The 23,500-nt window shown below is 67.3% G+C and carries 19 protein-coding genes; 4 read left to right on the plus strand and 15 right to left on the minus strand.

What is annotated here, in order from left to right:
• Positions 1 to 191: 191 nt before the first annotated feature.
• Positions 192 to 1,238 (plus strand): calcium-binding protein, encoded by a 1,047-nt coding sequence (locus tag DJ029_RS05800; protein WP_112321422.1) that lies wholly within the window; start codon positions 192 to 194, stop codon positions 1,236 to 1,238.
• 10 nt (positions 1,239 to 1,248) lie between these two features.
• On the opposite strand, the gene DJ029_RS05805 is transcribed toward DJ029_RS05800, so the two are convergent.
• The 6 genes from DJ029_RS05805 to rpiA all read right to left on the minus strand — a co-directional run bounded on the left by DJ029_RS05805 (position 1,249) and on the right by rpiA (position 7,393).
• Positions 1,249 to 2,724: a Do family serine endopeptidase gene (locus DJ029_RS05805; RefSeq protein ID WP_112321423.1), complete on the minus strand. Its 1,476-nt coding sequence runs from the start codon at positions 2,722 to 2,724 to the stop codon at positions 1,249 to 1,251.
• 162 nt (positions 2,725 to 2,886) lie between these two features.
• Positions 2,887 to 3,081, minus strand: coding sequence for a DUF2065 domain-containing protein (locus DJ029_RS05810; RefSeq protein ID WP_112321424.1), 195 nt, complete (start codon positions 3,079 to 3,081; stop codon positions 2,887 to 2,889).
• On the minus strand, positions 3,078 to 3,974 hold the full coding sequence (gene hflC / locus DJ029_RS05815) for a protease modulator HflC (protein WP_112321425.1): 897 nt from the start codon (positions 3,972 to 3,974) through the stop codon (positions 3,078 to 3,080). The genes DJ029_RS05810 and hflC overlap by 4 nt, the downstream gene beginning before the upstream one ends.
• A complete protein-coding gene (gene hflK / locus DJ029_RS05820) occupies positions 3,974 to 5,152 on the minus strand; it encodes an FtsH protease activity modulator HflK (RefSeq protein ID WP_112321426.1) in 1,179 nt (392 codons plus the stop codon). Before hflK ends, hflC begins: the two co-directional genes overlap by 1 nt.
• 73 nt (positions 5,153 to 5,225) lie before the next feature.
• Positions 5,226 to 6,581, minus strand: coding sequence for a glutathione-disulfide reductase (gor, locus tag DJ029_RS05825; protein WP_112321427.1), 1,356 nt, complete (start codon positions 6,579 to 6,581; stop codon positions 5,226 to 5,228).
• Positions 6,581 to 7,393 (minus strand): ribose-5-phosphate isomerase RpiA, encoded by an 813-nt coding sequence (gene rpiA / locus DJ029_RS05830; protein WP_112321428.1) that lies wholly within the window; start codon positions 7,391 to 7,393, stop codon positions 6,581 to 6,583. Before rpiA ends, gor begins: the two co-directional genes overlap by 1 nt.
• A gap of 185 nt (positions 7,394 to 7,578) precedes the next feature.
• Here rpiA and DJ029_RS05835 point away from each other — a divergent pair, with 185 nt between their 5' ends.
• On the plus strand, positions 7,579 to 8,970 hold the full coding sequence (locus DJ029_RS05835) for an L-serine ammonia-lyase (protein ID WP_112321429.1): 1,392 nt from the start codon (positions 7,579 to 7,581) through the stop codon (positions 8,968 to 8,970).
• On the opposite strand, the gene DJ029_RS05840 is transcribed toward DJ029_RS05835, so the two are convergent.
• Positions 8,951 to 9,625, minus strand: coding sequence for a thiamine diphosphokinase (locus DJ029_RS05840; RefSeq protein WP_112321430.1), 675 nt, complete (start codon positions 9,623 to 9,625; stop codon positions 8,951 to 8,953). The two genes, DJ029_RS05835 and DJ029_RS05840, sit on opposite strands and share 20 nt — an antisense overlap.
• 80 nt (positions 9,626 to 9,705) lie before the next feature.
• On the opposite strand from DJ029_RS05840, the gene DJ029_RS05845 reads away from it, so the two are divergent.
• Positions 9,706 to 11,880, plus strand: a complete 2,175-nt coding sequence (locus DJ029_RS05845; RefSeq protein WP_112321431.1) for a hypothetical protein — start codon at positions 9,706 to 9,708, stop codon at positions 11,878 to 11,880.
• A 49-nt stretch (positions 11,881 to 11,929) separates the two neighbouring features.
• On the opposite strand, the gene DJ029_RS05850 is transcribed toward DJ029_RS05845, so the two are convergent.
• The 5 genes from DJ029_RS05850 to DJ029_RS05870 form a co-directional block, all read right to left on the minus strand.
• A complete protein-coding gene (locus DJ029_RS05850) occupies positions 11,930 to 12,397 on the minus strand; it encodes a CreA family protein (protein ID WP_112321432.1) in 468 nt (155 codons plus the stop codon).
• A 55-nt stretch (positions 12,398 to 12,452) separates the two neighbouring features.
• Entirely contained in the window at positions 12,453 to 12,674 is a 222-nt protein-coding gene (locus tag DJ029_RS05855) for a DUF2842 domain-containing protein (protein WP_112321433.1), read from the minus strand.
• Positions 12,674 to 13,966 (minus strand): adenylosuccinate synthase, encoded by a 1,293-nt coding sequence (locus DJ029_RS05860; RefSeq protein WP_112321434.1) that lies wholly within the window; start codon positions 13,964 to 13,966, stop codon positions 12,674 to 12,676. Before DJ029_RS05860 ends, DJ029_RS05855 begins: the two co-directional genes overlap by 1 nt.
• 267 nt (positions 13,967 to 14,233) lie before the next feature.
• Positions 14,234 to 15,826: a phosphoglycerate dehydrogenase gene (gene serA, locus DJ029_RS05865; protein ID WP_112321435.1), complete on the minus strand. Its 1,593-nt coding sequence runs from the start codon at positions 15,824 to 15,826 to the stop codon at positions 14,234 to 14,236.
• An 80-nt stretch (positions 15,827 to 15,906) separates the two neighbouring features.
• The gene (locus tag DJ029_RS05870) at positions 15,907 to 17,103 is read right to left on the minus strand and encodes a phosphoserine transaminase (RefSeq protein ID WP_112321436.1); all 1,197 of its coding nucleotides are present in this window, start codon (positions 17,101 to 17,103) and stop codon (positions 15,907 to 15,909) included.
• 220 nt (positions 17,104 to 17,323) lie between these two features.
• Between DJ029_RS05870 and DJ029_RS05875 the strand changes: the two genes are divergently transcribed.
• Positions 17,324 to 18,241: a DMT family transporter gene (locus DJ029_RS05875; RefSeq protein ID WP_112321437.1), complete on the plus strand. Its 918-nt coding sequence runs from the start codon at positions 17,324 to 17,326 to the stop codon at positions 18,239 to 18,241.
• A 31-nt stretch (positions 18,242 to 18,272) separates the two neighbouring features.
• On the opposite strand, the gene glmM is transcribed toward DJ029_RS05875, so the two are convergent.
• The 3 genes from glmM to ppdK form a co-directional block, all read right to left on the minus strand.
• A complete protein-coding gene (glmM, locus tag DJ029_RS05880; protein WP_112321438.1) occupies positions 18,273 to 19,631 on the minus strand; it encodes a phosphoglucosamine mutase in 1,359 nt (452 codons plus the stop codon).
• A 74-nt stretch (positions 19,632 to 19,705) separates the two neighbouring features.
• The gene (locus tag DJ029_RS05885; RefSeq protein WP_232822992.1) at positions 19,706 to 20,572 is read right to left on the minus strand and encodes a cell wall hydrolase; all 867 of its coding nucleotides are present in this window, start codon (positions 20,570 to 20,572) and stop codon (positions 19,706 to 19,708) included.
• Positions 20,573 to 20,862: 290 nt separating this feature from the next.
• Positions 20,863 to 23,466: a pyruvate, phosphate dikinase gene (gene ppdK / locus DJ029_RS05890; protein WP_112321985.1), complete on the minus strand. Its 2,604-nt coding sequence runs from the start codon at positions 23,464 to 23,466 to the stop codon at positions 20,863 to 20,865.
• Positions 23,467 to 23,500: the final 34 nt, after the last annotated feature.

Here is a 23,500-nt window from a genome sequence, read left to right on the forward strand (position 1 = left end):
TTACAGCGGATACATAGACCGCGCGGCAACGGAATTCCAAGGGCCAGCCGGACACGACACCGTCAATTCCGCGCGCACGCCGGGGGCATCGGCGCGAAGAGGTTAACCAAACCTTACCCAATGCTTTGAATTTTAGCCAAATTCTCTGCTAATTGAGAGGCTTTCGCGGCGGCCAGCTTCAGGAGGCGTCAATGTTGAGCATCAAGGCGACGTGGCAGGGGTTTCACGGCACATCGGGGATCGGCACCCCGATCGCCCCGGATGTCTTCCTGAACGGCTCCTGGGGGGACCAGGGGCAGATGAGCTACGACCCGGTCACCGGGGACTGGCGCCTTGACGACCGCGGGACCCTGTCGGTGATCGCCCATGGCAGCGCGCCGGGCGCGGGCGAGGTCACGCTGAGCGGGCTGACCTACATGCGCGATGGTGCGGTCATCGCGCGCCTCACCCTGCCCGAACCGCTGCGGATGGCGGCCCATGACGACGCGACCGGCACCGGCGCGCCGGACTGGCGGATCGACCATGGCAGCGCGCTTGAGGCGGCGGCACGCGCCGATGGGTTCATCTTCGTGGGCGGGCGCGGCACCGACGTGTTCGCGCCGCTTGGGGCGCTTCTGCCAGTGCATGGCGCGGTCACCATCCTCGGGCGCGGCGGCGATGACATCCTGCACGGTGGGCAGAACGACGATGTGATCCGCGGCGGGCGCGGCGACGACACCCTGCACGATGCGGGCGGGGACAACCTGCTGCACGGCGGCGCGGGCAACGACCGGCTCACCATCGGCTCCGGCGGCGGTATCACCCTGGCGAAGGGCGGTCAGGGCCGGGATCACCTTGTCTCGGGGAACGGCGCGGACACGCTGCGCGGCAACCGGGGCGATGACCGGCTTGAGGGGTATCGCGGGAACGACCGGCTCGCCGGGGGGGCGGGGGACGACACGCTCAACGGTGGCGAGGGGGACGACCGGCTTTGGGGCGGTGCGGGCGACGACATGCTCCACGGCGGCTGGGGCGCGGATACCTTCGTCTTTCGCGCCGGCCACGAGGGGCATGACGTCCTGACGGATTTCACCGCCTCCGAGGGCGACAGGCTGGTCTGGAGGGATTTCGGCGGCACCCCGCCGGAGATCGTCTCCCAAGGCGATCACACCCTGATAAGCTGGGGCGATGGCGCGTCGAGCGTACTGATCGAATGGGTCACGCCCGGGGACCTGCCCCCGGACGCGCTGTTGTTCTGAGCCTTCCGGCTCAGCCGCCCGGGGTCAGGGCGACGAACCGGGGTTGTCCGTCCCGGCGAACCAGAAGCAGGACCGACTTGCGCCCCGCGTCCTTCGCCGCGTCGAAACGCGCCACCACGTCGGCGGGGGTCTGAACCGGCTGCTGGCCGATCTCGGCGATCAGGTCGCCGACGCGGATGCCCTTCTCGAAGGCTTCCGAGGACTCGTCCAGCCCGGTCACGACGACGCCGCGTTCGGACACGTCGATGTTCAACTCCTCGCGCAACTCGGGCGTCAGGCCCATCAAGGTCATGCCGAGCACGGTCTCTTCCTCGGGTTCGGCGGCGCCCTCGTCCGTGTCGACGACGCCTTCGGCAAGCTCACGCCGCCCAAGGGTCACGCGCAGCGTCTGCGTCCCGCCATCGCGGAAGATCACGACGCGCACCGCCTTGCCCACATCGGTCTGCCCGACCATGCGGACAAGCTCGCGCGTGTCGGCGACGGGCTGACCATCGAAGTTCAGGATCACATCGCCCGCGATGATCCCGGCATCGGCCGCCGGGCCTTCGGGCACATCCGTGACCAGCGCGCCGCCTTCATCCTCCAGACCCAAGGCCTCGGCCACGTCGGGGGTGACGTTCTGAATGCTCACGCCAAGCCAGCCGCGGCGCGTCTCTCCGAATTCCTTCAGCTGGCCCACGACACGGGTCACCACCGCCGAGGACATGGAGAAGCCGATGCCGATGGACCCGCCGTTGGGGCTGAGGATCGCGGTATTCACGCCGATCACCTTGCCGTCCATGTTGAACAGCGGGCCCCCGGAGTTGCCCCGGTTGATCGCCGCGTCGGTCTGGATGAAGTCGTCATAAGCCCCCTGGAGCGAGCGGTTCCGCGCCGAGATGATCCCGGCGGAAACCGAGAAGCCCTGCCCCAGCGGGTTGCCGATCGCCAGCACCCAATCGCCCACGCGGGCCACGTCGCTGTCGCCGAATTCCACGAAGGGCAGCGGGTCTTCCGGCTCCACCTTCAGCAGGGCGATGTCGGTGCGCGGGTCTGTTCCGATCACCGTGGCCGGCAATTCGCCCGCACCGTCGAAGAACTCGACGAGGATCTCGTCCGCTTCCTCGATCACGTGGTTGTTGGTGACGATGTACCCATCCGCCGAGATCACAAAGCCCGACCCCAGCGCCGAGCCGCGCCGCTCACGCTGGCGGGGGCCGCGGCGGTCAAGGAAATCGTTGAAGAAATCCTCGAGCGGCGAGCCCTCGGGCACCATCGGGCGCGGGCCGCTGTCCGTGGCGACCACGGTGGAGGTGGTGATGTTGACCACCGAGGGGCTGAGCTTCTCGGCCAGGTCGGCGAAGCCTTCGGAGGGGCCGCGCGCCTCTGCGCGGGCGAAGGACAGCGCAAACACCGCCAATGCCGACAGCAACATCAGAAGCGCCTGCCTGATCCTGCGGGCGGTCTGCCACTCTTCCGATGTGATTGCGATTGCGCGGTTTTGCATGTCCGTCCCCCTGCCCGCCTGCGGTGCGTCGCGTACTACGCTCGGACCCGCAGGGTGTCTTGTCAATCTATGTGCGCCCCGCGAGTGCGGTGGATCACTGTCATGTGAGCATGTAAGCGCCAATGCGCGAAAGGGAAGCCGTTACCTGTGCCTTTGCGCGGCTTATCCGCCCTGCGCCGCCCAGACGATTGCGACGCCGGTCGCGATCACCAGAAGCCCCATGATCCGCCGAGTTTCGGGCGGAATGCGCTTCAGCATTTCCAGCACCTCGTCCAGACGCGAAGGGGCCAGTGCAAGCACCAGCCCCTCCAATACGGCCGCGAGGCCAAGTCCCGTCAGGACGTCCTGCCAGCTCACTCAGCTGGCGCGGCAGCCGCGCTGGACGGGGCCTTGTCGGACTTCAGGTAGTCGAAGAACTCGCTGTCAGGCGTGATTACGAGCGTGGAGTTTTCCCCGGACAGCGCATTCTCATAGGCCGAGAGGCTGCGATAGAAGGCAAAGAACTCCGGATCCCGGCCGAACGCCTCGGCGAAGATCGCGTTCCGCGCACCATCGGCTTCACCGCGGATGATGTCGCTGTCGCGCTGCGCCTCGGAGACCAGCTCAACCGCGGTCCGGTCGGCCTGGGCGCGAACCCGCTGCGCGGCTTCCTGGCCGCGCGCACGTTCGTCCGCGGCTTCCCGGGCACGTTCCGCTTCCATCCGCTGGAAAGTCGCGGCGAGGTTCTGGGTCGGCAGCTCGGTGCGCTTGATGCGCACATCCACCACGTCGATCCCCAGGGCCCGCGCACGAATCACCGCGGCGTCCCGGATCCGGTTCATCAGCGCCACACGATCCGCCGACAGGATGGAGTTCGACGGAACCGAGCCCAGCACCTCGCGCAGCTGCGCGCGCAGGATACCGTCAAGGCGCTGCTCGGCCTGGGCGATGCCGCCTGCGCCAACGGCCTGACGGAACTGGATCACGTCCGAAATCCGCCACCGTGCGAAGGCGTCCACCACCAGGCGGCGATCGTCCAGCGGCGTGACTTCCTGCTGCTGGGTGTCGAGCGACTGGATCCGGTCGTCATAGGTGACGACGTTCTGAACGAAGGGCACCTTGAAGGCGAGGCCCGGATCCTCTTTCACATCACGGATCTGACCGAACTGAAGAATCAGGGCCTTTTCCCGTTCGTCCACGATGAAGACCGAGGACAGGGCAACGATGAGCGCGCCGAACAGAACGACGAGAAGAATTCCAATACGAGTCATCAGTTGCTCCCCCGTGTGCCGCGAAGTTCATTGAGCGGCAGGTAGGGGACGACGCCCCCGCCGTTGCCGCTGCCGCTGCCGACGCCTTCGTCGATCACGATCTTGTCGACTCCGGCGAGCACACGTTCCAGCGTTTCAAGGTAAAGGCGCTTGCGGGTCACGTCCTGCGCCTTCGCGTATTCGTCATAGACGGCGATGAAGCGGCTCGCCTCACCGGTTGCTTCGTTCACGACCTGCGCGCGATAGGCTTCGGCCTGCTGCAGAAGGCTCGCGGCCTGACCACGGGCTTCGGCCAGCGCACGGTTGGCATAGGCGTCCGCCTCGTTCTGGAAGCGGTCGCGTTCCTGTTCGGCAGCCTGCACGTCGCGGAAAGCGTCGATCACCTCACGCGGGGGGTCGGCCTTGTCGAAGTTCAGGCGCACGATGTTCACGCCGCTGTCGTAGGTGTCGAGCGTGGATTGCACCAGCGACATCACCTCGTCCGCGATGATACCCCGATCCCGGTTCAACACCGGCGCCAGTTGCGAGCGCGCGATCACCTCGCGCATGGCCGCTTCGGACACCGCGTCGATGGTGAGTTCGGGATCTGCCAGGTTGAACAGGTATCCCGCCGGGTCGGTGATGTTCCAGACAACCTCGAAATCGATATCGACGATGTTCTCGTCGCCGGTCAGCATCAGCCCGTCGTCACCGCGTCCGCCGGCGCCGATGCGCACGGTGCGCTCTCGGGTCACTTCCACCTTCTCGTAGGTGATCAGCGGCCAGGGTGCGAAGTTCAGACCGGGGTTCCCGACGGAGGAGAACTCGCCCAGAAACAATTCGACAGAGCGTTCCTCGGGACGGACGGTGTAGAACGACAGGAACAGCCAGGTGCCCAGCAGAGCGAGGATGATCAGCGCGAAACCGCCCTTGCCAAGCCCTTCGCCGCCAAACCCACCGCCACCGCCGCCACCGCGACCGCCCATCAAGACGCGCAGCTGCTCCTGGCCCTTGCGGACGATCTGGTCGATGTCGGGGCCTTGCCCGCCACGATTCGGGCCGCCGGGGGGACGACGATCGTCATCCCCGCCGCCGCCGTCGCCATCGCCGCCCCAAGGGCCACGACCGCCCCCGTTTGAGCCGCCCTTCTTGCCGCCACCGCTGCCCCAGGGACCGCCGGAATTGTTCGAGTATGGCATATGCCTGTCATACCTCTTTTAATGGATCATGAAACCTGCCCCTTAAGTGTAGGTTCAGGCGCGAAATTCAAGGTTAGCCTGGCACGGCGTCACGCATGGTGACCAGCTCTTCCGCCGCTGTCGGGTGTACGGCCATGGTGCGATCGAAGTCTTCCTTCGTTGCGCCCATCTTGACCGCGATACCGACCATCTGGATCATTTCGCCCGCTGCGGGGCCCACGATATGCACGCCGAGCACCCGGCGCGAGTCCTTGTCGACGATCAGTTTCATCAGCATGCGCTGGTCCCTGTCAGCAAAGGCGTGGAACATCGGGCGGAAGGTCGCGCGGTACACCTCGATGTCGTAGAGGTCGCGCGCCTCTTCCTGCGTCAGGCCCACGGTCCCGATCTCGGGCTGGGTGAAGACGGCCGTCGGAATACAGGCGTGATCGACCGGCGTGGGGATGCCCTTGAAGACGGTGTCCGAGAACGCCATCGCTTCGTGAATCGCCACCGGTGTCAGATTGACGCGGTTCGTCACATCGCCTACCGCGTAGATGGAGGGCACGGCGGTCTGGGAGTATTCGTCGACCTCGATCGCGCCATGCCGGTCAAGCTTCACGCCCAGTTTCTCAAGTCCCAGCCCCTTGGAGTTCGGCTTGCGCCCGGTGGCATAGAGGATCACGTCATGCTCGGACCAGGTGTTGTCTGAGCAGAGCACCTTCAACCCGGTGTCCGTCTTCTCGATGCTCTTCACGTCGCGGCCGACATGCAGGTCGATGCCCTTCTTGTGCATCTCCTCGGCGATATGGCCGCGCACCTCGTCGTCGAAGCCGCGCAGGATCTGCGCGCCGCGATAGAACTGGGTCACCTTGGAGCCCAGGCCGTTCATGATGCCCGCGAATTCACAGGCGATATAGCCGCCGCCGACGATCAGTATTCGCTTTGGCTGCTCTTCGAGGTGAAAGATCTCATCCGAGCTGATGGTGTGCTCGATCCCCGGCACGTCCGGGCTGAAGGGGCGGCCCCCCGTTGCGACGAGGATGTGCTTGGCGGTGAAGCTCTGCCCGTCGGACAGTTCGACCGTATGCGCATCGCTCAGCACGCCGCGCGCGCGGAACAGCGTGACGCCCGCCTTTTCCATGTTGGCGGCATAGACATCCTCTAGGCGCTGGATCTCGCGGTCCTTCTTTTCGATGAAGAAAGGCCAGTTGAAATCGCTTCCCGTGTGGCTCCAGCCGAAGCCGGCGGCATCCTCGACGCTTTCGGTGAACTGGGAGGCGAAGACCATCAGCTTCTTGGGCACGCAGCCGCGGATCACGCAAGTGCCGCCGTAGCGGTATTCCTCGCACAGCGCGACCTTCGCGCCGGCCATCGACGCCCAGCGCGCGGCGCGCACGCCGCCGGAACCGCCGCCCAGAACGAAGAGGTCGTAGTCGAAGTCTGCCATCAGTCGTCCCCGGAGTCGGATTTCTGGTTCGCGATGAACGCGAGGAACTGGTCCAGCCGCCCGTCATCGGGCAGGTCCAGCACCTTGGGCGCGCCGTCGCTGAAATGGAACTCGGCCTCGCCGCTGTCGGCCCCGACAACGACGGTGCTGGCGATGTTCAGGAACAGCCCGGTTTCCACCACGCCCGCGATCGACAGCAGGTCCGCGGCAAGACGCCCGGCGTCGCCGATCTCGCGCAGGTGCAGATCGAAGATGTGATGCCCCTCGTCGGTGATGAACGGCCCCGAGCGCCCCTTGCGCAGCGTGATCTCGTCCCCGGCGACATCCGCCGACTCGAGCACGTCGGCGATCAGGTTGCGGGTCACGCCCATGCCGAAAGGCACCACTTCCACCGGCAGCGGGAAGGCACCCAGCGTTTCCACCATCTTCGAGGGGTCGGCGATAACCACCATCCGGTCGGACGCGGTGGCGACGATCTTTTCGCGCAGAAGCGCACCGCCGCCGCCCTTGATCAGGGTCAGCGAGCGGTCCACCTCGTCCGCGCCGTCGATGGTCAGGTCGAGCCATTCGGCCGCGTCCAGCGTGGTGGTCTGCAGGTTCATCTGCCGCGCCAGCGTCTCCGTCGCTTCGGAGGTGGAGACGGCTTCGATCTCAAGCCCTTCCAGGTGGCGGCGCGCCCCCAGAAGCTTGACCAGCCAGGCAGCGGTTGAGCCGGTGCCGAGGCCGACTTTCATGCCGTCCTCGATCAGGTCCATGGCGTGGTAGGCCGAAATGAGTTTTGCGCGTTCGGGGGGATCTAGGCGATCAAACATGGCGGGGTCGCCCTGGCTGTTGAAATGACTGGCACGTTATAGGGCCTTCCGCGCCCGGGTTCGAGGGTGAATCGGGCCAATAACCGGGTTTCACGGCGGGAATTGCCCCCGAATAGCCGCAGAATCCTTTTGCAGAGCGCCCGGAACGATGCGAGATGAGCCGAACGACAGGGGAATGGAACGGAATGTATCTCAGCGTCTTTGACATCTTCAAGATCGGCGTCGGGCCGTCCAGTTCGCATACCATGGGCCCGATGGTGGCCGCCGGGCGCTTCCTGGACCTTCTGCGCAAGGGCGATGAGGTGATTCCTGGCGCCGGCAACCTGACGCGCATCGGCTGCGCGCTGCACGGCAGCCTTGCCTTCACCGGCAAGGGCCATGCGACCGACCGCGCCGTGGCGCTCGGCTTTCTCGGCTTCCTTCCGGACGCCTTTGACGAAGATGCCGCCCGCGACGCGCTGGAGGACCTGGCCACGAACCATCAGATCACGCCGGAAGGGCTGCCGACGCTGCGTTTCGATCCTGCCAACGACATCGTCTTCGATTACGGCGAGCCGCTGGAACAGCACGCCAACGGCATGGTCTGCCAGGCCTGGGACGAACGTGGCGCGCTGTTCGCGAGCGAGACGTATTATTCCGTCGGCGGCGGTTTCGTGCTGACCGAGCGGGAACTGGTCAGCGGCACCGGCACCGGCCCCGAGGTCGCGGTGCCCTACCCTTTCAAGACCGCCCGCCAGATGCTGGACATGGCGGCGGAGTCCGGGCTGAGCATCGCGCAGATGAAACGTGCGAACGAAACCGCGCGTGGCCACGGCCCGACCCTCGACAAGAACGTGCGGCGGCTGTGGGACGTGATGGACGGCTCGATCGAGCGCGGCCTGTCCGAGGGCGGCATCCTGCCCGGCGGGCTGAACCTGCGCCGGCGCGCCCATGACATCCACGCCGCGCTGAAGGCCGAGGAAGGGCGCAACCTGACAGCGCCGCATATCATCAACGACTGGATCTCCGTCTATGCCATGGCAGTGAACGAGGTGAACGCCGCCGGCGGCCAGGTCGTGACCGCGCCCACCAACGGGGCCGCGGGCGTGGTGCCGGCCACCCTGCGCTACTACCTTGACCACGTGCCTTCCGCGCGCGCCGACAGGATCGTGGAATTCCTGCTGACCGCCGCCGCCGTCGGCGGGCTGATCAAGACGAATGCCTCGATTTCCGGTGCCGAAGTCGGCTGCCAGGGCGAAGTCGGCTCGGCCTCGGCCATGGCGGCGGCGGGGCTGTGCGCTGTGCTTGGCGGCACGCCCGAGCAGATCGAGAACGCGGCGGAAATCGCTCTGGAACACCACCTCGGCATGACCTGCGACCCGATCCGCGGGCTGGTTCAGGCCCCCTGCATCGAGCGCAACGGCCTTGGCGCGATCAAGGCGGTATCCGCAGCGTCGCTGTCGCTCAGGGGGGATGGGCGGCATCTCGTCTCGCTCGATGCCTGCGTGGAAACCATGCGCCAGACCGGGCGCGACATGAACCACAAGTACAAGGAAACCTCGCTCGGGGGGCTTGCTGTCAACGTGCCTGAGTGCTGAGCGCCGCGACCACCTGTTCCAGGGTCGACAACGGCAGCGACACCAGCATCCCCGGCCCGTCAAAGCCAAGGCGCATCGCGCCCCCCGTCGCGCGATTGGATGTGCCGATCTTGCCGTCGGGCGCGAAGTGCATGCCGGTCACGGGCCATTCCAGCCCGACGCTTTCGGTTGCCCTGATCGCCGCCATGGGCATCAGCGACACCGTGGTGCCGGCCTCAAGCTCCAGCGACAGCGCGCGCGGGACCGGGATCACCAGGTCATGCTCGCCCAGCAGCACCACCTTCTGCGCCGGATAGCGCACCAGCGCGGCCATGGCGGCATAGGCGTGATCGATCCGCCCGCCGAGAAAACCGATGCCCAGAATCAACGGTGCGCTCAAACTGTAGAGACATTTCTCGAAATCGGTCGTTTCCTGTTCCACAATCTTAAACATTGCGACGTCTGAATTTTGCCAAGTTTCGACCATATCCAGGGAATCCAGGTCTCCGAAGATCGCCCTGGGCATGGCGCCGGCCGCACGAAGAAGATCCGCTCCGCCGTCCGCGGCGACGATTTCAGGCGCAAGCGCAAGCGCGCGCCGCAGGGTCCCGGCGGAGAACGGCGCGCCGCCCGCAAGAGTAAGAGGATCTGTGGTGGAATATCTGATGTTCGGCATAGGATGCCGTCCTACCCCGAAAGGGGAACCGGAAACCAGAGGGGGCCTGCGATCGAGCCGCAGCCCCGAGGAGGGGTGAGATGGAAGACAATCGCAAGCTGGCCGTAAGTTTCGGCACGTTCGCCTGTGTGATCGAAGGCTATGACGATCCCTTTTCAATCATGCGCAAGACCGTGCGCTATTTCGAGAACCTGGCCGAACAGCACCCGGGATTCGCCGATTTCGCCGACCTGGTCGATCATGAGGCGCTGATCGCCCGCCTTGGCGATGTCGAGGGCGCGGAGATCGAGCTGGAGCATATCGCCGGCGGCGTCCATATCCGCAAGCTTGCCCGCCCTGCCCTTGAAGGCGACGGCGCGATCGATATGCCCGAGCCCGAGGAAGACGTGAGCGAAGAGGACCTCGCGGACCTCGCCGCGCTCGATGCCGCCCCGTCGGGGGGGCTGGCGATGCCGATGTCCCCCCTGCCTGGGGAGGAGGCGGAGCTGGACGACAATGCGGAGCCCGAACAGGCGGACATGCAGGACGACACGCAGTATTCGGGCGACACGCGTTTCGAGGACCTGCCAGAAAGCGCTTATGCCGACGGCGATGACATCGACGCCCCCGCCGACGAAAGCCCCCGCTGGCCCGCCACCGAGCGCGACGACAGCGCCTTCGCGGATTCGGGCGAGCAAGAGGATCACGGGGCGGATACGGAGGCGTTCACGCAGCGCGAAGACGCGTCTCCGTTCCAGTCGACCTCCGGGTTCGGCCGCCCGCTGCACAACGCGGATGAGGACAGCCGCGCAGAGGTCGACGATCAGGATGTCGCAGCAGAGGCGGCCGCCTTCAGCGCGTCGCTTGGCGATGACGTCGAATCGGAGGACCTCCATCCCGGGGATGACGACTTCGGCGATGAAGACGACTCCGGCGATGAGGAATTCGTGTCGGCTGAAGCCCCCACGCAGGATGAAGAAGAGGACGACAGAGACGCGCCCCTGATCCTCGGGGCCAGCGGGCCGGGCCCGCTGCGGCTTGATAGGACGACCGAGGAACCTGGGGAACCCGACGAGGATACCGAGCCTGACGTCGGCCCGCTGCGCCTCGGCGCAGAGCCGCATGAAGCGGAGTCCGGCGAAAGCGACGCCGCCGTGCGCCCGCTGTTCCTGCGCCGCACCCCCGACCCAGAGCCCGAGGAAATGGACGCGGGGACCGAGGATACCGAAGAGGATGCGCCCCCCGCCGCAGCGAAACCCGCCGCGCTGGGAACCCTGCGCCTTGGGCCCGAACTGAAGCCGGTGCCCCCGGCCAATGCCGATACCGAGCGGCCGAGCTTCATCGATACCGTCGCCCCGAAGGAACCGGCGACGCCGGAGACGCCGGAAGAAACCGCCGCCGATACCGACGTGGAACAGGAAGTGCGCGGCGGCCTGCGCCTCGGCAACCTGCTGCGGCGCAAGAGCAGCGGTGACAAGTCCGACGACAAGGCCGACACCGCGGCCGAGGCCGAGGCGGAGGCGGCGAAGCCCCGCAGCGGGCTGCTCAGGGTCGTGGAATCCGACACCAACGAGGCGGATACCCCCGAACCTTCGCCCGACGCTTCCCCCGCGGCCGCGCCCGAAGAGCCCTCCTCCCCCGCGCCCGAGGCGGCGTCGGAGGCAAAGCCAGACGCTGCCAAGGAAAGCTCGACACGCAGCGGATTCCGCTCGTTCCTGCGCGGCAAGCCGAAGGCGGAACCGGCCGAGCCCACCCCGGACGCGCCCGAGAAGCCCCATGCGGTCGATACGCCGTCCGACGCGGCGGCGCCCGAACCTGCGCCGAAACCGGCGGCAAGCCAGCCCGCCCCCGGCGCGGCGCCTGCGTCAGACGGGGATTCGCTGAAGGACCGGCTTCACGCAAGCTACGCCTCCGCGCCCGAACCGGCCGGCACGACGACCTTCGACCTGGACGATGACGGCGATGAGGACGACCCCTCCGTCACCACCCCGCGCGGTTTCGCCAAGGCGGCGGGCGCCAGCGCGCTGCACGAGGTGATGGCCGCCGCCGCCGCCTATCTTTCGCTGGTCGAGCATCGCGCGACCATGAACCGCGCGGAAATCATGGATTGTGCGCAGACCATCACCGGGGGCGCCCCGCTGACTGCCGAGGCCAAGGTCAAAGCGTTCGGCAAGCTGACCCGCACCGGCGAGCTTGTCCGGCTGGACGGGGGCCTGTTCATGATGTCCGAAGAGGCGCTGCTGCGCTATCGCGAGACGCTGGACGGCGCGGCCTGAGGCGCGGGAAAGATCCGCGCCGCCGGTTCCACCCGGGGGCGGGCGGCGCTCAGCCCTCGCCCGGCCAGGGGCGGATGACCACGGCGGAAATCGCGTTCTTGGGCGAGCCGTCGATCAGCCGATCGGAATAGGTCAGGTACACCAGCGCGTTGCGCGTCTCGTCAAAGAAGCGAACCACCTGCACCCGCTTGAACAGGACCGAGGTGCGGCGGCCGAAGACCTCCTCACCGTTTTCGATATCCTCGAGGAAGCTGATCGGGCCGGTCTGCCGACAGGCGATGGATGCGTCCGAGGTATCCTCGGCCAGTCCGATGGACCCCGCGATGCCGCCGGTCTTGGCCCGGCTGACGAAACAGCTGACGCCCGCGACTTTCGGGTCGTCGAATGCCTCCACCACGATCTTGTGATTGGCGCCGAGCAGCTTGAAGGCGGTGTCCACCTCTCCGATCTGCTCCGCGGCAACGGGGGTGGCCAGCGCCGCGGCAAGGGCCGCCAGCGCGGTGATGGATCTGAGCATCGATAGGTCCTCCGGTCGTCGGTTCGCCCAGATATGGGCACGACCGGCGCCACTGTCACCCCTTGTCGTCGGGATCGGCGCGCCCGACGCCCTTGAACACCGCTTTCAGCGGCAGGGCCCAGACGATGCCGAGCCCCGCGTAGATCAGCAGCTCAAGCCAGAGCGGCGGCCGCTCGAACAGCGCGACAAGGCTGACGGCGGCCACGATGTAAGCCGGGATGCCGACCACGAGGATCAGCAGCGACAGGCGGCGGCGCGCTTTGTAGGAAAGCGCCATCAGTCCGCGAAGGGATCGCGCACGAGGATGGTGTCGTCGCGTTCCGGCGAAGTGGAGAGCAGCGTGACGGGGCAGTCGATCAGCTCTTCGATGCGGCGCACGTATTTGATCGCCTGGGCGGGAAGATCGCTCCAGCTGCGCGCGCCCGCCGTGGTGCCGGGCCAGCCCTCGAACGTCTCGTAGATCGGCTCGACGCGCGCCTGCTCTTCCGAGGCGGTGGGCAGGTAGTCGATCTCGCGCCCGTCGATGCGGTAGCCGACGCAGATCTTCAGCTCTTCAAAGGTGTCGAGCACGTCGAGCTTGGTCAGCGCGATGCCCGAAACGCCGGAGATCTGGCAGGTCTGGCGCACCAGGACCGCGTCGAACCAGCCGCAGCGGCGCTTGCGCCCGGTGACGGTGCCGAACTCATGGCCCCGCTCGCCCAGCCGCTGGCCGGTCTCGTCCTGCAGTTCCGCCGGGAACGGCCCCTCTCCCACGCGGGTGGTATAGGCCTTGACGATGCCGAGCGTGAAGTCGACCGAATCCGGCCCCATGCCGGTGCCCGTGGCCGCCATGCCGGCGGTGGTGTTGGAGGAGGTGACGAATGGGTAGGTTCCGAAATCGACGTCCAGCAGGGCGCCCTGTGCGCCCTCGAACAGGATCCGCGCGCCGGCGGCGCGGCGGGCGGCAAGCACCCGCCAGACGGGGGCCGCGTATTCCAGCAGCTTCGGCGCAACCTCGGACAAGCCCTTCAGCAGGGCGTCCCGGTCCACCGGCTCAAGCCCGAGGCCCCGGCGCAGCGCGTCGTGGTGTGTCAGCAGGCGGTCGATGCGCAATTCAAGCGTCGCCGGGTCGGCGAGATCCGCGACCCGGACCGAACGGCGGCCCACCTTGTCCTCATAGGCCGGGCCGATGCCACGGCCGGTGGTGCCGATCTTGGCGACCGATGTCGATTCCTCGCGCGCGCGATCCAACTCGCCGTGCAGGGGCAGGATCAGCGGCGTGTTCTCGGCCAGCATCAGCGACTCGGGCGAGATGTCCACACCCTGGCCGCGCAGCACCTCGATTTCCTTGATGAAGGCCCAGGGGTCCAGGACAACGCCGTTGCCGATCACGCTCAGCTTGCCCGGACGCACGATGCCCGAGGGCAGCAGGGAAAGCTTGAACACCTTGCCGTCGATGACCAGCGTGTGCCCGGCGTTGTGCCCGCCCTGGAAGCGCGCGATCACATCGGCACGCTCGCTGAGCCAGTCGACGATCTTGCCTTTGCCCTCGTCGCCCCATTGTGCGCCGACAACGCATACATTCGCCATTTCAAGCGCTCCTCATTCTGGCCAAACAGGGCGGCTATATCCCAGAGCGCCGGAGGACGAAAGGCGCAAACTCGATGGCACTGTGCCGCACCCCGTAGCGGACGGCGGAAGCGAGGTGCCAGCCCCTCGCGCTCCCAGAGATATTTCCGGACTTTGGAGGGGGCTGCGGCGCACCAGGGGCCACCGCGGGCCCGGCGCACCATAGCAGGGCCCGCCGGGACCCTGCTCAGGAGGTGTGCGGGCGGATCTTCCGCCCGCTCCGCTGGTTCAGAAGCGCAGGTACTTGGCCTGGCGCACCTGGGGCAAGGCGGCAATCCGCGCGATCATCTCTTCCGAAGGCGGCTCGTCGATGCCTAGAAGCGCGATCGCCTCATCACCCTTGGCGGAGCGACCGAGGGCGAAGGTCGCGATATTGATCCCCAGTTCGCCGAGCATGGTGCCGAGCGCGCCGATATAGCCCGGCTCGTCCGTGTTGGTCGTGTAGAGCATGTGCTGCGTCGGTTCGGCTTCCAGGTTGATCCCCTTGATCTGGATGAACCGCGGGCGGCCGTCGGAGTAGATCGTCCCCGCAACCGAGCGGGTCTGGTTTTCCGTCACCACGATCAGCCGCACGTAGGAGCCGAAGGCGCCCTGCGCGTCCTTGCGCGTCTCGGAGATCCGCACGCCCCGCTCGCGCGCCACGATGGGTGCGGAGACCATGTTGACGCCCCCCTCGCCCACCAGCGGGATCAGCAGGCTGGCCGTCAGGGCCGAGGTCAGCGGCTTGAGGTTCAGCTCGCCCACCTCGCCCACGTATTCGATCTCGATGGTCGAGATCGGGCTTTCGGTCACCTGGCCGGCAAAGCTGCCGAGATGTTCGCAGAGCTCGATCCAGGGCTTCAGGCGCGGCGCTTCCTCGGCCGTGACCGAGGGGGCGTTCAGCGCGTTGGAGATCGCGCCGTTGACCAGGTAGGCCGACATCTGTTCCGCCACCTGGAGCGCGACGTTTTCCTGCGCCTCGGAGGTCGACGCGCCGAGGTGGGGCGTGCAGACCACGTTGTCGAGGCCGAACAGCGGGCTTTCGGTCGCCGGTTCCACCGCGAACACGTCGAAGGCGGCGCCCGCGAGGTGGCCGGATTTCAGCGCCTCGGCGACGGCGGCCTCGTCGACCAGCCCGCCGCGGGCGCAGTTGATGAGCCGCGCGCCCGGCTTGATCTTGGCGATCCGCTCAGCGTTCAGCAGGTTGGCGGTCTTGTCGGTCTTGGGCAGGTGCAGCGTGATGAAATCCGCGCGGCGCAGCAGTTCGTCGAGGTCCTCGACCTTTTCGACACCCATTTCGACCGCGCGGTCATGGCTGAGGAACGGATCATAGGCCACGACCTTCATCTTCAGTCCCAGCGCGCGCGAGGCCACGACCGAGCCGATGTTGCCCGCGCCGATCAGGCCGAGCACCTTGCCGGTGATCTCGGACCCCATGAAGCGCGACTTTTCCCATTTGCCGGCCTGGGTGGAGGCATCGGCCGCCGGGATCTGGCGCGCCACGGCGAACATCATCGCGATGGCGTGTTCCGCCGTGGTGATCGAGTTGCCGAAGGGCGTGTTCATCACCACGACACCCTTGGCGCTGGCGGCCGGGATATCGACGTTGTCCACGCCGATCCCCGCGCGGCCCACCACTTTCAGGTTGGTGGCCTTTTCCAGCAGGTCAGCCGTCACCTTGGTGGCGGAGCGGATCGCCAGGCCGTCGTAGTCGCCGATCACCTCGGCCAGCGCGGCGGGGTCCTTGCCAAGCTCGGGGCGGAAGTCCACCTCCACGCCGTTGTCGCGGAAAATCTGCACGGCCGCATCGCTGAGTTTGTCGCTGATCAGTACTTTTGCCATTGTCGTCATCGTCCTGTTTTTGCGAAGGGAACGCCCCGGCGCGGGCATGGCCCGGCCAGAAGCGCCCTTGATCCCGAATGTCAGAGGTCGGCGAGCGCCGTCGCGAAGGCCCAGTCGAGCCAGGGCGTCAGAGCCTCGATGTCCGCGGTGTCCACCGTGGCGCCGCACCAGATGCGCAGACCCGGAGGTGCGTCACGGTAGCCGCCGATGTCATAGGCCGCACCGGCCTTGTCCAGCGCACCGGTCATCGCCTTGACGAAGGCGCGTTGACCGGCCTCATTCAGGGCGGCGATCCGTGCGTCGACCAGTTTCAGGCAGACCGAGGTGTTGGAGCGGTGCGCGGGCGCGGCCACCAGGTTTTCCACCCAGTCGGTGCGGTCCACCCAGGCCTGAAGCGCGGCGGCGTTCGCATTCGCGCGCGCCATCATCGCCGGCAGGCCGCCGATTTCCTCGACCCAGTCGAGCGCATCGACACAATCCGCGACCGCGAGCATCGAGGGCGTGTTGATCGTCGCGCCCGAGAAGATGCCCTCGATCAGCTTGCCGCCCTTGGTCAGGCGGAAGATCTTCGGCAGGGGGCGGTCGGGGGTGAAGGACTCAAGCCGCTCGACAGCGCGGGGGCTGAGGATCAGGACGCCGTGCGCGCCCTCCCCGCCCAGCACCTTCTGCCAGGAGAAGGTGAGCACGTCGACCTTGGCCCAGTCCACAGGCTGCGCAAAGACGGCGGAGGTCGCATCGACCAGCGTCAGGCCTTCCCGGTCCGCGGGAATCCAGTCGAAGTCCGCGATCCGCGCGCCAGAGGTGGTGCCGTTCTGCGTGAAGCAGATGTCGGCGTCCGGGCGCACGTCGCCAAGATCGGGCAGCGCGCCGTAGCCCGCCTCCAGCACCCGGCAGTCATCCAGCTTCAGCTGCTTCACGGCATCGCTGGCCCAGCCAGCGCCGAAGCTTTCCCAGACCAGCATGTCCACCGGGCGCGCGCCTAGCATCGACCACATCGCCATTTCGAAGGCGCCCGTGTCCGAGGCGGGAACGATCCCGACGCGGTAGCCCTCGGGGACCTCGAGCAGCGTCGTCAGGCGATCGATCACGGATTTCAGTTGCGCCTTAGGGCCCGAGGCCCGGTGCGAGCGGCCAAGCCATGCCTTCGCGGCAACGGCGTCGGCGGACCAGCCGGGGCGTTTCGGACAGGGGCCAGAGCTGAACTCGGGCCGCGCGGGCTTTGCAGTGGGAACAGGGATCGGCGCAGGATCACCCTGCGGCGTTTCGGGGAAGCTCATGGACGGCTCCGTCGTCAGGGTGAAATTCCTGAGCCCGCCACCGCTCACCCATTACCCGGTGACGCGCCCACCGTCCGGATAGCGCCCCGTTGCGGCAGCTGCAACAGGCTTCCTGCGGGATTCCGAGGGGGACGTGTTTCCGATCCGAAACACCCGCCCCCTTTCGCAGCCGTCGCCCGCGGGATAGGGAGAGAGCGATTTCAGATCGAAGGCCCGGCCCATGCAAAGTCCCCCGCTGAAAAGTTGGCTCCTGCTGACGGCCCTTGGCCTTGTCTGGGGCGCGTCGTTCATGTCGGTCACGCTGGCGCTCGAGGGGTTCGGCCCGATCACCGTCGCGGCCCTGCGCATTTCCATCGGCGCGCTGGCGCTGTTGGCGATCGCGCGCCTGATGGGGGTTGGCCTGCCCTCCACCTCCACGCCGACGGGGCGGCGGACATGGGGCTTTGCCATGGGCATGGCGCTGTTTTCCAACGCCTTTCCTTTCATGCTTCTTTCATGGGCGCAGCAAAGCGTGCCGAGCGGCTTTGCCGGCGTGACCATGGCCGGGGTGCCGCTTCTGGTGCTGCCGCTGGCGCATGTCTTCGTCCCGGGTGAGCGTCTGACCCTGCGGCGCCTGCTGGGCTTCGTGGTCGGGTTCGCGGGCGTCGTGGTCCTGATCGGGCCCGAAAATATCCTGGCCGGGGGCGACGGGCCCTTCGTCGCGCGCCTGGCCTGTATAGCGGCGGCGGCCTGCTACGCGATCGGGTCGATCATCACGCGCCGCGCGCCGCCGGGGCCGCTGATGGGATTCTCGGCCGCCGCACTGTTGCTGGCGACGATGCTGATGCTGCCGATGGCCCTTCTGATCGAGGGGGTTCCCGACGCGCCGGGCGTTGCCTCCATCGGGGCGGTTGCGTACCTGGGGATCCTGCCGACCGCGATCGCCACCATCGTGCTGGTGCACCTGATCCAGACGGCGGGCCCGAGCTTCCTGAGCCTCGTGAACTACCAGGTGCCGGTCTGGGCGGTGATCCTTGGCGCGGTCGTGCTGGCCGAGCCGGTGCCACCGCAAACCGCCATGGCGCTGGGGCTGATCCTGGCGGGGCTGTTTATTGCCCGCGCGCGACGCCGCAAACCGCCCCTGCCGAGTGGCGCCTGAGCCGTAAGCCGCGTCGCTTGCGGTAGGCCTTTTACCCTACCCTGCGCGCCCTACCTGCGCGGGCGATTTCCGCCGCGACGTCGCGCACGACATCACGCAGCAGGGCGTCATCCTCGGCCTCGCCCATGACGCGCACCAGAGGTTCGGTCCCGGACTTGCGGATCAGCAGGCGGCCCCCGTCGCCGAGCCGGGCCTCGGCATCGCGAATCGCGGCCTTGACCTTGGCGTCCTCCAGGGGCGCGCTGGTGGGGTCGAAGCGCACGTTCTCCAGAAGCTGCGGCAGCGGCTCGAAGCTCTTGCTGAGCGCGCTGGCGGGCTTCCCCGCCGAGACCATGGCCGACAGGAACTGCAACCCGGCGAGCAGCCCGTCGCCTGTCGTCGCGTAGTCGGTCATGACGATATGCCCGGACTGCTCGCCACCAAGGTTGCACTTCAGCGCGCGCATCGCCTCCACCACGTAGCGATCCCCCACGGCGGTACGCTCCAGCTTCAGGCCGCGGCCCTGTAGGTGACGCTCAAGCCCGAGGTTCGACATCACCGTGGCGACCAGCGTGTCCTGCGCCAGCCGCCCCTGGTCCGCCCAGAGGCCCGCGATCAGCGCCATCAGCTGGTCGCCATCGGCGATGGTGCCCGTCTCGTCCAGGATCATCACCCGGTCAGCGTCACCATCCAGCGCGATACCGAGGTCGGCATTGTTCGCCACGACCGCCGCCGCCGCCGCCTCCGGGGCGGTGGAGCCGCAGCCGCGGTTGATGTTGTAGCCGTCGGGGGTCACGGCCAGCGGGATCACGTCCGCCCCCAGTTCCCACAGGACTTCCGGCGCGGTGCGATAGGCGGCGCCATTCGCGCAATCGACCACGATCTTCAGCCCCGCCAGCGATTGCTGGCGCGGGATCGTGCGCTTGGCGATTTCGACATAGCGCGCGCGGTCCCCCTCGATCCGGCTGGCGCGCCCGATTTCCTCCGCGGCAACAAGCTCAAGCTCGGCCTCCAGAAGGGCCTCGATCTCTTCCTCGGCCGCGTCGGACAGCTTGTAGCCGTCGGGGCCGAAAAACTTGATTCCATTGTCCTGGTAGGGGTTGTGCGAGGCGGAGATCATCACGCCCACGTCCGCCCGCATGGAGCGGGTCAGCATCCCCACCGCCGGCGTCGGCACCGGCCCGAGCAGCAGCACGTTGGCCCCGACGCTAGTCAGCCCGGCGGTCAGCGCGTTCTCGATCATGTAGCTGGAGCGCCGGGTATCCTTGCCGATCACCACCCGGTGCTGGTGTGAGCCGCGGCGGAAATACCGCCCAGCCGCCGCGCCGAGGCCGAGCGCGACCTCAGCCGTCATGGGATAGACGTTCGCCGTGCCCCTGACGCCGTCGGTCCCGAAAATCCGTCTTGCCATGTGAACCCCTCCTCAGCGCATCGCAAAAGGCATAGCACTTGACGACGCAAAGGGAAGGGCCGCTGATGCGGAGATCAGTTTCCGGCGGATTGCGTCGGGTAGCGGTAGAAGATGTGGCTGTCGATCTCGGTCGTCTTGGTCAGGCGACGCGACCAGCCCGGGCGCACGGCGCGGGTGTGGTAATGGGTGGCGCCCTCGGTCAGGGACTTCTTGCGGCCTGCCAGCATGTCCTGCGCCAGGGCGTGAAGCTTCTTGTAGGTCGCGCGCTCGGAGAAGGTCTCGGGCTTGCCGTCGCAGCGGAAGGAGAACTGGCACCCGTGCTTGCGGCTTTCGCCCTGGGCGATCACGCCGCAGACGGTGTCGGGGTACTTGCGGCTGTCCACCCGGTTCAGGATGACCTCGGCCACGGCGATCTGCCCCCGCAGGCTTTCACCGCGCGCCTCGAAATAAAGGGCCTCGGCAAGGCAGGCGAGATCCTCGGACCCGAAACCGGCAGGCCGCGGCTGGGGGCGGCCCGGCGTGAACGGCACGGGGATCGTCATGTCGAAGGAGGACAGCGTCCGCTGCCCCTCGGACACATGCTGAGAGGCGATGGCGTCCAGCATCGACAACTGCCCCGTGACAGTGCTGTCGGTGGTGGCCGGCGTATCGACATCCGGCAACTTGGACTGGCGCACCGGGGTCGCATTTGCCCGGTTAAGAGGCACCATCGTGTCCGCGAGGCCGATTATCTGGAAGCGGTCCACATTCCCCTTGAAGTCCCTTTCCAGCAGCGCGATGGTTTCGATCTGCGAACTGACTCGCATGTCCATCGCAAGATGGTCCGCATCGGGGAGTCGGGCGCTGAGCGGCGCGGGCATACCGGGGGCGAGCAGGAGGATGGCGGCGCACAAAACGGCGGCTGGCCGGCTCAGGACAGCCGGATCGATCTTCATTTTCATTGGCTTCTCACTCCCCCACTCACGAACAAATGCTGCGCCCACACGCGCAACAGGTCGGCGGCACAGAGTCCGTCAACCGGGGTGATATGGGCGAGTCGCGCGCCGCGAGTCGAGGAATTAATGAAGTGTTGAGGCGTCCTGCCGCAGGGCAAAGCACGGATAAATCGCAAAATTTCCGTTAATGCTCAAAAGCTTTTCGAATGTTTCTCAGATTGCCCACAGCCTGAACTTTCCTTAGCCGGGGTTAACAGCGCTCAGCGCTTCAGGGACCGTTGCGGCGCGCAGACGAATCATTCACCGCCGTCTTCACGGGACAGGATCGTCGCCTGCGCCGCCGCCAGCCGGGCGATCGGGACCCGGAAGGACGAGCAGGAAACATAGTCGAATCCCGCCACCTTGCAGAAGCGTATGGAGCTTGGATCGCCGCCGTGTTCGCCGCAAAGACCAAGCGTCAGGTTCGGGTTTTCCGCCCGTGCGCGGCGCGCGGCGATCAGCAGCAACTCCCCCACCCCTTCGATATCCAGCGTGTGGAACGGATCCTCGGGGAACACGCCAAGGTTCACGTAGTCCCGCATGAACCGCCCCGCGTCGTCGCGGCTCAGGCCGTAGGTCATCTGCGTCAGGTCGTTGGTGCCGAAACTGAGGAAGCCGGAGTGCTTGGCAAGATCCCCCGCGCGCAACGCGCCGCGCGGCGTTTCGACCATGACGCCGATCCGATACTCGATCACCTCGCCCCGCTCGGCCGCGACAGAGGCCGCGACCTTGTCCACCCGCGCCTTGACCAGCTCCACCTCGCGGTTGGCCGAGACGAGCGGGATCATGATCTCGGGCACCACCGGGGCCTTGGCGGCGGCGGCGGCGTCATGGGCCGCCTCGAAGATCGCGCGCGCCTGCATGTCGTAGATTTCGGGCATGGTGATGCCCAGCCGCACGCCGCGCTTGCCGAGCATCGGGTTGAACTCGCGCAGGTCGTCGGCCCGCGCGATGATGGTGCTGACGGGCAGGTCCATCGCCTCGGCCAGGTCGGCGATCTCGGAACTGGAATGCGGCAGGAACTCGTGCAGCGGCGGATCAAGCAGCCGGATGGTCACCGGCAAGCCCTGCATCGTTCGGAACAGGTCGCTGAAATCGGCGCGCTGCATGGGCAGTAGCCGCTCCAGCGCCGAGATGCGGCCGGCAGTGTCCTCCGCCAGGATCATCTCTCGCATGACGTTGATGCGGTCGCCCTCGAAGAACATGTGCTCGGTCCGGCACAGCCCTATGCCGTCGACCTTGAAACGCCGCGCCACCGCTGCGTCGGCGGGCGTGTCCGCGTTTGCGCGCACGCCAAGGGTGCGGATCTCGTCCGCCCAGTCCATCAGCGTGTCGAACGCGTCCGTGGGCACTGCGGGCAGCATCGCGGGCGCGCCTGTCATCGCCTCGCCGCTGGTGCCGTCGATGGTGACCTGGTCGCCCTGGCGGAACACCCGTCCGTCCTTGGCGCGCAACTCCCCCTTCTTGAGGTTCAACGACAGGTCGCTGGCCCCCACCACGCAGGGCAGCCCGAGGCCGCGCGCAATCACCGCCGCGTGGCTGGTCATGCCCCCGCGCACGGTCAGGACGGCCGCGGCGGAGTGCATGCCGCGAATATCCTCCGGGCTGGTTTCCACGCGGACCAGGATCGCCGACTCGCCCTGGGCATGAAGGGTCATCGCCACTTCGGGGGAAAAGCATATAGTGCCCGTCGCAGCGCCGGGGCTGGCGGGCAGACCGGTGCCGAATATGTCGCGCCGCGCGTTGGGGTCCACCTGCGGGTGCAGCGTTTCTATCAGCGCCTTGGGATCGATCCGAAGCACGGCGCGCTCGCGCGAGATCACGCCCGCCTTGGCCAGATCGACCGCCACCTGCACCGAGGCGCGGGTGCTGCGGCGCACCGGCTCTGCGTCCAGCACGTACAATTCGCCCGCTTCCACGGTGAAATGCACCTCGAAGGCATCGCCCAGCGCCGCCGTCAGCTTTGCCGAGGCGGCGGTCAGCTTGCGGTAGGCCTCCGGCTCCAGCGCCTCCAGCGAGGGGCGGGTCTGGCCGACGGCAAGACGCTCCACCTCGGTGATCATGTGGGGGGTGCGCACGCCGCGCCCGGCGTCGGCACCCTGCGCATCGGGCAGGAAGCGCCCGGTGGCGCTGGCCACGCCCGTGGCGCTGTCCACCGCCTGGAAACTGCCGGCCCCGCTGTGGCGGTCGCCAAGGCCGAACACCATGTCCTGCACGATCAGCGCCAGCCCCGCGTCGGGCGGCGCGCCGCGCGCCTCGCGCAGGATCCGCGCGCTGGCGGCGTTCCATTCCGAGGCGAGCGCGCGCAGGATCCCTTCCAGTTGCGCTTCGCGGCTCTGGGGAAACGGATGTTCGATCTGATCCTCGAACAACGCCTTAGAGGCGGCGACGATCTCCACGAGGTCGGAGGTTTCCAGCTTATGGGCCAGCTTCATCTGGTCGTAATAGAGGTTCTCGAACTCCTCGGGGTCGAGCCCCGCGACGCGCACCCCGTATGAACGGATCGCGCGCAGGTACGCCTCCAGCGCGCCGCGCTCTCCGATCCGGCTGGCAAGCAGGGGAAGCGTTTCGTCGCTGAGCCCGATGTTGAGCACCGATTGCGGCCCGCCCCAGGCCTTTTCCCCCGCCGATCCGCGTACCGCCAGGAACGGGCCGAGCCGATCGCCAAGGTCCGGCACGGGGCCGCCTTCGGCGATCTCGGCAACCGTGTCGAAGGGCAGGACAAGGCCAGCCGGCACCGGCAATCCCGCCGCCACCAGGCGCCCGAGGCGGTGCGCGCGCGCACCAACCCGGGTCACCGTGCAACTGTCTTGCAGCGGTGTCAGGCCGGCGGCGGCGGGAAGGGGTGCGGCGTCATCCATGTCGCAGCGCAGCATAACGACAAAAAACCGTGCC

The sequence above is a fragment of the Oceanibium sediminis genome (genome assembly GCF_003265325.1).
Taxonomy (GTDB): Bacteria; Pseudomonadota; Alphaproteobacteria; order Rhodobacterales; family Rhodobacteraceae; genus Halovulum; species Halovulum sediminis.